The sequence below is a fragment of the Micromonospora sp. NPDC047670 genome (assembly GCF_043204915.1).
Classification (GTDB): domain Bacteria; phylum Actinomycetota; class Actinomycetes; order Mycobacteriales; family Micromonosporaceae; genus Micromonospora.
Genome location: NZ_JBIDDA010000004.1, coordinates 67,000 through 79,209 on the forward strand (window position 1 = coordinate 67,000; position 12,210 = coordinate 79,209).

The window sequence follows — 12,210 nt, forward strand, 5'->3', positions numbered from 1 at the left end:
TGGTCGTCGGGTCGTGCGGAGTGCCTCACACGAGGGGTGAGGTGCTGCCACTGTGACACTCACCGGCCCGTTCCGTGAAGGTGCCGTTATCAAGCCGTTAGTTGGTCGCCACGTTGCCGATACTTGAGGAAAGATCATGAAATGCGTCGGCCGCGCCGCCCTGAGCAGGCAAAACGCGGTCAGACGCGGGTGGCGGCCGGCGTAGGCTCGGCGATTGTGAGCTTCCCCGCGTCCGCTCCCGCGCTTTCCGACGTCGTCCGGGCGTTGGCCGTTTTTGCCCATCCGGACGATATCGACTTCGGCTGTGCGGGCACAATAGCCACCTGGGTGGGGGAGGGTATCGACGTCGCGTACCTGGTCGTCACCCGGGGCGAGGCCGGCGGCTGCGACGGCGTCCCGCGCGAGTCGGTGACCCGGCTGCGGGAGGAGGAGCAGCGGGCGGCGGCCGCCGCGGTCGGCGTCCGGCAGGTGGAGTTCCTCGACGGGTACGTCGACGGCACCCTCGCCCCGACGCCCGGCCTGCGCCGGGACGTGACCGCGGCGATCCGCCGGCACCGGCCGGACCGGGTGCTGACCAGTTCGCCGCTGCGCCGGTGGGAACAGCTCGCCGGGCCGGGCCACCCCGACCACCTCGCCGTGGGCGAGGCGACCACCTGCGCGGTCTACCCGGACGCGCGCAACCCGTTCGCCCACCCCGACCTGCTGGCCGAAGGGCTCCGGCCGTGGGTGGTCCGCGAGGTCTGGTACGCCGGTGGCCCCGCGCCGGACCACGCCGTCGACGTCACCGGGCAGTACGCGCGCAAGGTCGCCGCCATGCGGGCGCACCGCTCGCAGACCGCGCGGATGGACGTGGAGACCTGGGTGCGGGACCGGCTCACCACCGCGGCGGACGAGGCCGGGCTGCCGGCCGGCCGGATGGCCGAGGCGTTCACCGTGCTGCGCACCGGATGACGCCGCCGCCGTCCGACGGCGGCGGACCGGGCCGGGCCGCCCCAGATGACGCCGGCAGGATCGGGCGCCGACCGGCGCGGACGGATCCGGCCCCACGGAACAGGTCCCGCCCCGGCACCCCGCGGAACAGGTCGCGCCCCGGCACCCCGCGGAACGGGTCGCGCCCCGGCACCCCGCGGAACGGGTCCGGCCCCGGCACCCCGTCAAACGGGTGCCGGGGCCGGAGCCGCGGAGCGGATGTCGGTCAGGCCGTGAAGCGCAGCCGGCGGCGGCGCACCACCAGCACGGCGACCGCGCCGGCGGCCAGCAGCGCCACGCCGGCCGCGATGGCGGCGGCGATCGGGGAGCCGGTCAGCGGCAGGTCGCCACCGTTGCTCGCGGGCGAGGTCGACGGGGCCGGGCTCTCCGCCGGGGCGCTCGGCGACGGGGACTCCGCCGGGACGCTGGGCGACGGGGACTCCGCCGGGGCGCTCGGCGACGGCGACTCGGTCGGGGCGGCGGTGAAGGTGGCCTCGGCCCTGGTGGTCACGGTCTCGCCGGTGCTGCCCCCGAGGATCAGCTTCTGCGCGGGACGGTCACCGGTGAAGAGGAAGACGCGGCCGAAGGAGACCGAGCCCTCGGCGGAGAGGGTGGCCTTCACCTCGCCGGCGCCGTCAGCGACGAGCCAGAACTGCCCGCCGTTGGTGGTCGTGGTGACCGGCTTGCCCTCGGCGTCGACCGCCGTGCCGCCGCTGACCTTGAGGGCGATCTCGCCGGCCGGGCCCTTGACCGTGAACGGGCCGGCCTTCTCGCCGACCGTGGCCTTGGCGCTCGCCGGGTCGACGTTCAGCTCGGCCTTCGGCTCCGGCTGGTCGGTGGCGTTGGCGACGAGGTAGTCGTGGACCCGCTTGACCACGTCGTACTGCTGCTTGCCGAGCAGGCCCTTGTCGGCGACCCAGTCACCCAGGGTGACGTCGTCGCTGAAGTGCCAGATGGCGGTCTGGGTGCCGAAGTAGAGCAGCTTCTTGGCGTCGGCCTTCGCCGGCATGGTGGCGCCGGCGGCGGCCAGGAGCTTCGCCGATTCGGCGTTCGGGTAGCCGTGGGTGAGCACCCACTGCACCTTGCCGAGGTTCTTCACCTGGGACTCGTCCCAGGTGCCCTCCTTGTACTTCCCGTCGATGGCGACGTTGGTGCGGTAGTCGATGCAGAAGGTCGGGACGAGCTTGCCGTCGATCTCCAGCGCCAACGCGCTGGCGCTCTTCGGCGCCCCGTTGAGCATCAGCTTGACGCTGCTGCCCTTGACCGACTTGGCCACACCGGTCGTGTCGGCTGCGGCGGCCGGCGCGGCGAAACCGAGCGCCAGCGCGCCACCGGCGACGGTCACCAGGGCGATCCGCGCCCAGCGCCGTCCTCGTTGTCCGAACATCAGATTCGTGTACCTCTCCCCAGGGGTGACCCGCGCCCACGGCGGGTCGGAGTGGAGCCGCCGTTCCCGCGGGATTTCGCACCACCCGCACGCGAGAACGCGACGGGGCATTATGGGACGGGAATTGATCGTTTGTCAGCCCCTGTGGGTCACATTCGTCGCTTCCGCCCGAAATGATGGGGAAGAGAATTTGATCAGACGAGTCGTCGGTCCGCCGCCCACCGGGACAATTCGTACCTGTTGGACATCTGGAGCTTGCGCAGGACGTTCGACACGTGCGTCTCGACCGTCTTGATCGAGATGTAGAGCTCCTTGGCGATCTCCTTGTACGCGTAGCCCCGGGCGAGCAGCCGCAGCACCTCGCGCTCGCGGTTGGTGAGTTGGTCCAGCTCGGGGTCGGCAACCGGCGCGTCGGGGCGGGCCGCGAACGCGTCCAGCACGAACCCGGCCAGCCGGGGGCTGAACACGGCGTCGCCGTCGGCCACCCGGCGGATCGCGGCGGCCAGCTCGTCCGGGGAGATGGTCTTGGTGACGTAACCCCGCGCACCGGCCCGGATCAGCCCGATCACGTCCTCGGCCGCGTCCGAGACGCTCAGCGCCAGGAACTTGACCTGCGGGTGGGTGCGCCGCATCGCCTCCAGCACCGCCCGGCCGCCGCCGTCGGGCATGTGCACGTCGAGCAGCACCACGTCCGGCAGCGTGGCGGCGATCCGGGTGACCGCCTCGGCGACCGTGCTCGCCTCCCCCGCCACCTCGACGTGGGCGCCCAGCTCGGCGCGGACCCCCGCGCGGAACATGGCGTGGTCGTCGACGAGGAAGACCCGCAGCCGCTCCGCGCCGGCACCCGCTCCCTCGACCGGTTCCATCGACTGCTCGGTCATCACTTGTCCCTTTCCGCTGTGGACGAGTCCCGGGAGATCGGCAGGATCAACCGGACCTCGGTCCCCTCCCCCGGCCCGGAGCGGATCTCCGCCCGGCCGCCGTGCCGCTTCATCCGCCCGATGATCGAGCCCCGGACGCCGTGCCGGTGATCCTCCACCGTATCCGGGTCGAAGCCCTTCCCCCGGTCGCGGACGAAGACGCTGACCTGATCCGGCTCGACCTCGGCGTACAGCGAGACCGTCTGCACCCCGGCGTGCCGGGCGGCGTTCACCAGCGCCTCGCGCGCGGCGGCGACCAGCGCCCCGACCCGCTCGTCGGTCTCCCGGTCGCCGACCACCACGGCCTCGACGGTGATCGCGAAGGTGTCCTCGACCTCGGCGGCGGCCTGCTCGAGGGCGGCGGCGAAGCGCTCGGTCGGCGATCCGGTGGGCTTGTAGAGCCAGTTGCGCAGCGAACGTTCCTGCCCCCGGGCGAGCCGCTGGACGGTCTTGACGTCGGCCGCGTTGCGCTGGATCAGGGCCAGCGTGTGCAGCACCTGGTCGTGCACCATGGCGGCCAGCTCGGCCCGCTCCTGCTCGCGGATGCGCCCCTCGCGCTCGGAGCGGAGCTGGTTGTACGTGCGCCACAGCACCGGCGCGGCCACCACGCCGACCCCGGCCAGCCCGACCAGGGCGAAGATCACGCCGTTGAGCACCGCGTCGAAGTTCTGCGCCGGCGAGTAGACCGCGGCGACGCCGATGATGCCGACCGCGACCAGCACCCCGCCACCGATGAACCGGAGCACGAAGGCGCGCCGGTCGCTCTCCTCCACGACCGCGCCCAGCCAGGGCACCGGCATGGTGTCGCCCCACTGCCGCCGCCGCTCCGGGGCCGACTGGTGCCAGATCACCCCGGCGCCGACCGCGATGATCGCGACGAGCCAGCCGGCGGTGCCGGCCGCGCCGACCGAGTCGAAGACCATCACCTGCACCATCAGCACGCCGAGGCCGATCGCCACGAACGGCAGCAGCTGCCCGACGTCGCGACGGGGCGGTACGGCGGTGTCGCCAGGCCGCAGCGGCACGACCGCCCAGAAGGCCGCGTAGAGCAGCAGGCCGAAGCCGCTCAGCCCCAGCAGCACCATGAAGGCGACCCGCACCCGGAGCACCGAGATGCCGAGGTGGTCGGCGATGCCGGCGGCCACCCCGGCGGCCATCCGGTGCTCGGGGGCTCGGTAGAGGCGAGGAGGGTGGGTCACGGCGTCGATCGGAGGCTCCCTGGTCACGACTGGCACGGGGCGGGCGGCCGTCCGTTGCCGGCGCCGGTTCGATCGTCACACGGTGCGCCGCCGCGCGACCACGGGGACGCCCCCGACATTCCGTCCGCCCGTATCTCAGGGTGGCGTCAGGGTCGGGTCCTGAGGTCGTCCGGCGTTCCGGGCAGCAGGATCGAGGGCATGACCGAGGAAGCTGCCCAGTCCCCGCGCCCCGGGGCGGCACAGCCGGGCGGACCGCCGCCCGCCGCGACGCCCGCCGACGGGAGCGCGTCCGCCGAGTTCGGGACGTCGCCGCCGGTGGCCGCGCCGGACGCGGCCGGGGGGACGCCGCCGCCCGGCGCCGACCCGGGCCCCGGGCCGCAGCCGCCGTTCGGGGGCGTCGGCTTCACCTCGCGGTACGGGCTGGTCCGCCCCCGCGACGGCCGCTACCTGGCCGGCGTCTGTGCGGCGATCGGCCGGGCCACCAACACCGACCCGGTGCTCTGGCGCGTGCTGCTGGCGGTGCTCGGCTTCTTCGGCGGCATCGGCATCCTGGTCTACGTCACCGCCTGGCTGATCATCCCCGGTGAGGGGGACAGCGCCTCGCCCGTCGAGTCGATGCTCGGCCGGGGCCGGTCCAGCATGTCCCCGGTCACCGTGATCGTGCTCAGCATCCTGGTCGCGATCAGCTTCGGCTACATCGTCACCGACGCGTTCCGGGCGGTGCTGCTCGGCGCCACGATCCTGATCGGCGGGGCGCTCATGCTCAACCGCGACAACCGGGGCGCCCCGGCCGCGCCGGCCGGTGCCGTCCCGCCCGCGCCGCCCGCCCCGCCCGGCCCGGTGCCGCCGGTCAGCTACCCCGCGCCGGCCGCGTACCCGGCCCCGCCGAGCGTCGCCGTGGCCCCCGGCGGAACCCCGGTCCCACCCACGCAGGGGGCCGGCCTCCCGGGCTCGGGCCAGCCAGCCGCGCAGGAGGCCGGCCTCCCGGTCTCGGGCCAGCCGGCCGCGCCGACGGCCGAGCCGCCCGCCTGGGCGCCCGCCGCGCCCGCACCCTTCCCGGCGGGCACCCCGGCCGCCGGCTGGCCGCCCGCCCCGCCCACCTCCGGCTGGCCCGCCGCGACCTCGGGCGGCGCACCGGTCGCGGGCCGTCCCGCGCCGCTGCCGCCGGGCTACCGGCCCCCGTTCGCCCCGCACGGCCCGTACGCCGGGCAGACCCCCGTTCCGCCGCTGCCACCGCTGCCGCCCGTCAAGCCACCGAAGCGGCCACGTGAGCGGTCCCCGCTCGGCGCGGTGACCTTCTCGCTGATCTTCCTCGCCCTCGGCGTGGTCACCGTCCTCGACCTGCTGGACGTGTTCGACGTCCGCGCGTCGGCGTACTTCGCGGCCACGCTGGCCACCATCGGGTTCGGCCTGCTGGTCGGCACCTGGTTCGGGCGGGCCCGGTGGCTGATCGCGCTCGGCCTGGTGGCCGCCGCCGCGCTCGGGGTGGCCACCGTGACCGAGTCCTACGACCGGATCCGGGGCGTCGACGGCAACGTGACCTGGGCGCCCACCGACCACCGCGACCTCGCCGTCCGGTACGAGAACAGCTTCGGCGACGCCATCCTCGACCTGCGGGCGGTCGACTTCGACAAGAAGACCACCGAGATCACCGTCGCCATCAACTTCGGCGAGTGCACGGTGGTGGTGCCGCCGGGCGTCGACGTGACCACGGTGGCCGACGTCAACGCCGGTGACGCGGTCGTCTTCGGCAAGCGCTCCGGCGGGCTGGACGGCCCGCTGCGGGAGACGACCGACCTGGGCGCCGACGGCGCCGGCGGCGGCACGCTGCGCCTCTACATCCACGTGAACGCCGGCAACCTGGAGGTGACCCGGTGAAGGCCCACCGCACCGACATCGTGTCGTTCGCCTTCGGGCTGATCTTCGTCGGGCTCGCCGCGTGGTGGCTGCTCGCCCAGTTGCTCGGGCTCGCCCTGCCACCCGTCGGCTGGTTCCTGGCCGGCGCGCTGATCGTCATCGGCATCCTGGGCCTGGTGGGCGCACTGCGCTCCGGGCGCTCCGCCGCCGGGAAGAACGCCACCCCGGCCGGCGACGAGCCCGCTGCCGCGGCCCCGGCCGGCGACGAGGCGGACCGGTACGCCGCCGGGGCCGACCCGACCGCGTGGGACCCGGACCGGGCGGCCCCGCCCGACGATCCGGCGACGTGGGGCGCTGGGCAGCCCGACTGGGGCCAGCCGTCCGACCGGGGCGGGCGGTCCGAGTGGGAGGTGTCCGCGCCGATGTCGGGCGGGCCCACGGCCGGCTCGCGGCTCGGGGACGAGGCCGACGAATGGCCGACCGAGGCGGTCACCGACGTCCGAGCCGACGCGGTCGAGGACCGGGCCGCCGAGGAGGACGACCGACCACGCCCGACCAGCGGCCCGCCGGCCGGTGAGGAGCGCCGTCGCGGCTGACCACAGCGGTGCGGCCCGCGCCCGCAGCCGCCTATGCTGGCCGGTGGAGATCCCGCCTCCGCCGGCCGGCCCGTGCCGACCTGGCCGCCGAGCCGGCCGGACCGCGCCGCCGTGGCGGTCCCGCCGCGCTTCCCGTCTCTACCCCGTCAGGAGCCCGTCGACATGACGCAGTCCCCCGCCGTGCGCACCACGGGCCGGTCCGGTCCGGTCCGCATCGGCGAGCGAGCCGCCCGTACGCTCGTCACCGAGCTCGCCCGGATGAACGACCCGAAGGCCGCCCTGCTGGTCGGCGCGGCGCCGGAGTCCACGGTGCTGGCCGCCGCGATCGACGCGCTGCTGCCGGGCGACACCCTCACGCTGGTGCCCGCCGGATCGACCAACCCGCAGGCGCTGCGGGAGCACGTCACCGCCCAGGGCCGCTGGGTCGCCGACCGGGTCCGCGTGGTCGACACGCTCGCCGAGGCCGAGCCCGCCGCGGTGGTCATCGCCGGGGAACCCTTCACCGGCACGGCCGACGAGACCCGGGGCGCCGTCGAGGGCCTGGCGAAGTACCTCACCGACGGCGCCGTGCTGAGCGTGGCGACGACCGCCACGCCGGGGCGTACGGCGGGCGCGGCCGGGGAACTGGACCGGCAGGGCGCGCTGTACGGCGTCGGCACGGACCTGGTGCTGCGCAACACTCCGCCGCTGCGGGTGTACCGGCTCCGCTTCACCCCGGCAGACGCCGCCTCCGCGGCCCGGCTGGCCCCGGCGCACCGCCCGTCGAGCGTGCCGCTGACCCGCGGCATGCACATCGACTCGAACGGGGTCGCCGCCGCCGGCATCACGCTCGGCCTGGCCGCGCTGGCCCGGCTGGCCCGGCCGAAGTCGAAGCTCTGGCTGCTCCCCGCCGTGGCCGCCGGCCCGGTCGCCGCCTTCTTCCGGGACCCGGAGCGCGACGTGCCGGAGGACCCGTCGGCGGTGGTCGCCGCGGCGGACGGCCAGGTCCTGTCGGTGCAGCGGCTGCACGACGAGCGCTTCGGCGAGGGCGAGTGGCTGCGGATCGCCGTCTTCCTGTCGGTGCTGGACGTGCACGTCAACCGCGCCCCGGTGGCCGGCAAGGTGGTCGACTACTTCGTCGCCGACGGCGGCTTCGCCAACGCGATGAAGCCGGCCGCGGAGCACAACGTGGCCGCGTTCACGGTGCTGGAGACGGCGCACGGCACGGTGGTCGTGGCGCAGCGCACCGGCCTGATCGCCCGGCGGATCGTGCAGCGGGCGCCGATCGGTTCGCTGCTGGCCAGGGGTGAGCGGTTCGGCCTGATCCGGTTCGGCTCGCGCACCGACGTCTACCTGCCGGCCGACGCCGCCGAGCCGCTCGTCGGGCCCGGCGACAAGGTGGTCGGCGGCTCGACCGTCATCGCCCGCTGGCGCTGAGCGGGGAGACACGCGAAGGGGCGCCGCGGGATCGCGGCGCCCCTTCGGCGTACGTGGGGTCAGGCGGTGCGGCGCTGGCGGAGCCAGAGCACCGGGCCACTGACCAGATAACCGACCACGATCAGGGCGAACGTGAGCCGGATGTCGATCAGCGCGCCGATCACCGGGGCCAGCCAGAGCCACGGCGGCAGCTTGACCAGGCGGGCCAGCTTGGCGTACGGGAAGCTGGAGACCATGGCGAAGGCGAGCAGCGCCACGCCGGCGACCTGGACCGTGCCCGGCACCGGCAGCCCGATGGCCACGGTCAGGGCGAGGACGGCGGCCGCCATCGTGGTGGGCACGCCGCAGAAGAACCGGCCGTCCTTCGGCGAGACGTTGAACCGGGCGAGCCGGATGGCCGCGCAGGCCGCGACGAGGGCACACGCCACCGCGGCCGCCGGGGTGGAGACCGAGCCGGCCAGCGAGGCGTAGACCACCACGGGGGCGGCCAGGCCGAACGAGCACATGTCGGCCAGCGAGTCCATCTGCGCGCCGAACGGGCTGGCCACGCCGAACTTGCGGGCGAGCGCGCCGTCGAGGCCGTCGAAGACGACGCAGGCGATCAGGCACAGCGCGGCGATGCGCACCTCGCCCTGCATGGCCAGGAAGATCGCCAGCATGCCGAGCATCAGGCTGCTCAGGGTGCAGGCGTTGACCACCGCGAACTTCATCCGGCGGGCCACCGTCCGCTCGCCGGGGAGCAGCGGGATCGACATCGCCGGCTCGTCGGCCGGGGTCGCGGGCGCGAGGGCAGGGCTGACCGGCACGATCGACTCGACCTCGGCGCGCTGGAACCGGCTCGGTCCGTAGCGGCGGCGCGGCCGGTCGGTGTAGCGGTGCTCGGGCAGCGACAGGTCGGTGGCGTCGCGCAGGTCGCCGTCGCGGCGGCCGACCCGGACCAGCAGCACCTGCCGGGCGAAGGTGCTGCTGCGGCGCAAGGGGCCAGCCCAGCGACGTCCTGCGGGACGCGGACTGTCAGTCGTACGACGCCGGCGCCATGGGGCTCTCGGCACGTTTCCTCCATCACCGGATCGGCTGACCGCCACGGAGGCGGGTGTCCGGCTGTCTCGTGCCGGACCTTTCTGGCCCGGCAGCCATTTTGCGGAGTACACCATCGCATAGGCGAACGGGGATTGGCGATAGCTGCCGGCGGTACTTATATCTCCCTGAACCGCGCGAACCGCTCTTCTATTCCCATCTCGGGCTCCATCGCCCGTTTCCTCCACCAACCCCACATCGAATGTACCGGACGCCCTCGCCGGCGGCTCGGCGAGCGCGTGCCGCCTGCCCCGGTGTCCGGTTACGGGCCGTCGCCGACGAGGAACGACGTCCCTACCGTCGACGCCCCTACGGGCGGGGCGACCGGCGGCCCAGCGCCACGGCGGCGATCTCCGTGAGCGGCAGGTCGGCGAGTTGCTCGGGGGCGAACCAGCCGGCCCGGGCGGTGGATCCACCGGCCAGCTCGGTCACCCGGGGCTCGGTGGGCGCGTCGACCGCCACCCGGTAGATCACCCGGATGCCGTGCCAGTCCAGCGGACGCCCCTCCGGCCCCAGGGCGGCCGGGTTGTGCAGGTTGTTCACGCCGATCAGCTCGACCACCCGGCCGAGCTGGCCGGACTCCTCGACCAGCTCGCGCAGCAACGCGGCGACCGGCTGCTCGCCGTGGTCGGTGCCCCCGCCGGGCAGGTGCCACCGGCCGGCGCCCGGGTAGCCGTCCGCGATCATGGTGAGCAGCACCCGCCCGGCCGAGTCCGTCACCAGCCCGTACGCCCCGAAGCGCTGCCGCCGGTCGGCCGGCGGCCGGCCCTCGCGTGGCAGTGACCGGGGCAGGTCGGCCGGCAGGGGCGCGACGGGGAGTCCGAGCAACTCGGCGGTGAACGGCATCAGTGGCACCGCCGTCGCCTCGTCGGGGGTGAACCAGGCCACCGCGTCGCTGCCGCCGGCCGGCTTTGGGCGCGGTTCGCCGTCGCGGGCCGCAACGTCGAAGACGAGGCGGTCGGTGTGCACCGCGACGCCGAGGTCACGGAAGGTCGTCACGTCGGCGAGCACGGCCCGCACGCCGGTCACCTCGACGGCGAGGCCGGTCTCCTCGGCGAACTCGCGGACCACGGCGTGCGCGGGATCCTCCGCGTGCGCCAACCCGCCACCGGGCAACTGCCAGACCCCGGGGAACGGGCACGAGGCCGCACCGCGGGTCAACAGCACCCGCCCGTCCGAGCCCCGACAGACCCCGTACGCCCCGACCCGCCGCCGTTCCTCCACCCGCCCGCACTCCCCCCGCCGCACCGACCCGCTCACGTCGATCATGAGGCTAGCGGCAGCGGGCCCGGCGTGCCGCCCGGACGACCTCATGATCAACGCAGGCCGGGGCGGGGCCCACGGCGGCGGGACGCGGCGTCAGGCCAGGCGGGCGGCCTGGACGGCTTCCGCCGTGACCTCGGTCAGGCGGTCGGTGGGCAGGGCGCCGAGCTCCTCGCGGGCGAACCAGCGCGCCTCGCAGGTGGAGCCCCCGACGTCGGCGACGGTGGGCGGGGCCGGCTGGTCGACCACGACCCGGTAGAAGGCGCGCACGCCGTGCCAGTCGATCGGGTAGCCCTCCGGCCCCAGGGACGCGGCGTCCCGGTGGCTGGCGACGCCCAGCAGCTCGACGAGGCGGCCGGTCTGCCCGGTCTCCTCGACCAGCTCGCGGATCAGGGCGGCGCCCGGCTGCTCGCCGTAGTCGGTGCCGCCGCCGGGCAGGTGCCAGCAGCCCGCGCCCGGGTAGCCGTCGGAGACCCGGGTGAGCAGCACCCGCCCGTCCGGGTCGGTCACCACCGCGTACGCCGCGAAGCGCTGGGCGCGGTGCAGCCCGTCCGGGCCGGGCACGGCGTAGAACGAGGGGAACTCCGGCGGCTCGTCCGGGACGATGTCGGCGGACGAGGCGGGCAGGCCGAGGGCGCGCGCGGTGAACGACCGCAGCGGCAGCTCGCGGGCCTCCTCCGGGGTGAACCAGCGGGCCAGGTCGGTCGGCCGGTCGACCCGGTCGGCGAGCGTCCCGCCCCGGACCGAGACGTGGTAGATCAGGCGGTCGGTGTGGATGGTGATGCCCCGGTCCGGCAGGGCCCGCATGTCGGCCAGCACGTCGTGCAGGCTGTCGACGGTGACGGAAAGGCCGGTCTCGGCGGCGGTCTCGCGGACGACGGTGTGGTGCGGGTCCTCGCCGTGATCGACCGCCCCGCCGGGCAGCGACCACGTGCCGGGTGTGCCGGAGCGCTCCGATGCGCGGACCAGCAACACTCGGCCGACTGAATCAGCACAAACTGCGTATGCCGCGATCCTGCGGAGCGGCTCCAGCATGGTGGTCACGGGGCCAAATTCTCCCCGGCCCGGGTTACCTCCATCGAAAAGAGTCAGATTCCTGACTCAAGACTCGCGCCTCAGGGGCAGGTCAGGGTACGGCTCCGGGCGGTCACCGAGGTCGCCCGGGTCGCCGGCGCGGATGGTGGAGGCATGACTTCCACCGCCCCTTCCCAGCCCCCGTACAAGCAGCTCCGCCGCCCCGTGACCGACCGGATGGTCGCCGGGGTGGCCAGCGGCCTCGGCCGCTACTTCGCCGTCGACCCCACGCTCGTCCGGGTGGTCTTCGCGGTCACCGGCCTGCTCACCGGCGGGCTCGCGCTGCTCGCGTACCCGATCATGTGGTTCCTGATGCCCGAGGAGCCGGCGGACGCCCCCGCCTGGCCGCACCCGGCGCGGCCCGCGCCGCCCACGGTGGCGCCGCCCACGGTGGCGCAGCCCACGGTGGCGCAGCCCACGCCGCCGGCCTACCCGCCGGCGGCGTGAGGCCG

At 74.9% G+C, this 12,210-nt stretch carries 11 protein-coding genes; 5 read left to right on the plus strand and 6 right to left on the minus strand.

What is annotated here, in order from left to right; genetic code table 11:
* The first annotated feature begins 216 nt into the window (after positions 1–216).
* A complete protein-coding gene (locus ACGF7U_RS11380) occupies positions 217–951 on the plus strand; it encodes a PIG-L deacetylase family protein (protein ID WP_393105432.1) in 735 nt (244 codons plus the stop codon).
* A 244-nt stretch (positions 952–1,195) separates the two neighbouring features.
* On the opposite strand, the gene ACGF7U_RS11385 is transcribed toward ACGF7U_RS11380, so the two are convergent.
* From ACGF7U_RS11385 to ACGF7U_RS11395, 3 genes are all read right to left on the minus strand, one after another.
* Entirely contained in the window at positions 1,196–2,356 is a 1,161-nt protein-coding gene (locus tag ACGF7U_RS11385; RefSeq protein ID WP_393105434.1) for a Cys-Gln thioester bond-forming surface protein, read from the minus strand.
* Between the two features lie 194 nt (positions 2,357–2,550).
* On the minus strand, positions 2,551–3,237 hold the full coding sequence (locus ACGF7U_RS11390) for a response regulator (protein WP_393105436.1): 687 nt from the start codon (positions 3,235–3,237) through the stop codon (positions 2,551–2,553).
* Positions 3,237–4,502, minus strand: a complete 1,266-nt coding sequence (locus ACGF7U_RS11395) for a PspC domain-containing protein (protein ID WP_393105438.1) — start codon at positions 4,500–4,502, stop codon at positions 3,237–3,239. Before ACGF7U_RS11395 ends, ACGF7U_RS11390 begins: the two co-directional genes overlap by 1 nt.
* A gap of 171 nt (positions 4,503–4,673) precedes the next feature.
* Between ACGF7U_RS11395 and ACGF7U_RS11400 the strand changes: the two genes are divergently transcribed.
* The 3 genes from ACGF7U_RS11400 (at position 4,674) to ACGF7U_RS11410 (ending at position 8,344) form a co-directional block, all read left to right on the plus strand.
* A complete protein-coding gene (locus tag ACGF7U_RS11400; RefSeq protein WP_393105440.1) occupies positions 4,674–6,353 on the plus strand; it encodes a PspC domain-containing protein in 1,680 nt (559 codons plus the stop codon).
* Complete coding sequence (locus ACGF7U_RS11405; protein WP_393105442.1) at positions 6,350–6,928, plus strand: hypothetical protein; 579 nt, start codon at positions 6,350–6,352, stop codon at positions 6,926–6,928. Before ACGF7U_RS11400 ends, ACGF7U_RS11405 begins: the two co-directional genes overlap by 4 nt.
* A gap of 162 nt (positions 6,929–7,090) precedes the next feature.
* Positions 7,091–8,344 carry a phosphatidylserine decarboxylase gene (locus ACGF7U_RS11410; RefSeq protein WP_393105444.1) on the plus strand — a complete coding sequence of 418 codons (1,254 nt, stop codon included), beginning with the start codon at positions 7,091–7,093 and terminating at the stop codon, positions 8,342–8,344.
* Between the two features lie 59 nt (positions 8,345–8,403).
* On the opposite strand, the gene ACGF7U_RS11415 is transcribed toward ACGF7U_RS11410, so the two are convergent.
* The 3 genes from ACGF7U_RS11415 to ACGF7U_RS11425 all read right to left on the minus strand — a co-directional run bounded on the left by ACGF7U_RS11415 (position 8,404) and on the right by ACGF7U_RS11425 (position 11,728).
* Complete coding sequence (locus ACGF7U_RS11415; RefSeq protein WP_393105446.1) at positions 8,404–9,321, minus strand: CDP-alcohol phosphatidyltransferase family protein; 918 nt, start codon at positions 9,319–9,321, stop codon at positions 8,404–8,406.
* Positions 9,322–9,730: 409 nt separating this feature from the next.
* Complete coding sequence (locus tag ACGF7U_RS11420) at positions 9,731–10,645, minus strand: NUDIX hydrolase (RefSeq protein WP_393106239.1); 915 nt, start codon at positions 10,643–10,645, stop codon at positions 9,731–9,733.
* A gap of 135 nt (positions 10,646–10,780) precedes the next feature.
* The gene (locus ACGF7U_RS11425) at positions 10,781–11,728 is read right to left on the minus strand and encodes an NUDIX domain-containing protein (RefSeq protein ID WP_393105448.1); all 948 of its coding nucleotides are present in this window, start codon (positions 11,726–11,728) and stop codon (positions 10,781–10,783) included.
* Positions 11,729–11,872: 144 nt separating this feature from the next.
* On the opposite strand from ACGF7U_RS11425, the gene ACGF7U_RS11430 reads away from it, so the two are divergent.
* Positions 11,873–12,205, plus strand: coding sequence for a PspC domain-containing protein (locus ACGF7U_RS11430; protein ID WP_393105450.1), 333 nt, complete (start codon positions 11,873–11,875; stop codon positions 12,203–12,205).
* Positions 12,206–12,210: the final 5 nt, after the last annotated feature.

Excerpts from the sequence above, each read along its gene's own strand:
- ACGF7U_RS11385 (WP_393105434.1), bottom strand. The coding sequence starts at position 2,356 with ATGTTCGGACAACGAGGACGGCGCTGGGCGCGGATCGCCCTGGTGACC.
- ACGF7U_RS11390 (WP_393105436.1), bottom strand. The coding sequence starts at position 3,237 with ATGACCGAGCAGTCGATGGAACCGGTCGAGGGAGCGGGTGCCGGCGCG.
- ACGF7U_RS11400 (WP_393105440.1), top strand. The coding sequence starts at position 4,674 with ATGACCGAGGAAGCTGCCCAGTCCCCGCGCCCCGGGGCGGCACAGCCG.
- ACGF7U_RS11410 (WP_393105444.1), top strand. The coding sequence starts at position 7,091 with ATGACGCAGTCCCCCGCCGTGCGCACCACGGGCCGGTCCGGTCCGGTC.
- ACGF7U_RS11430 (WP_393105450.1), top strand. The coding sequence starts at position 11,873 with ATGACTTCCACCGCCCCTTCCCAGCCCCCGTACAAGCAGCTCCGCCGC.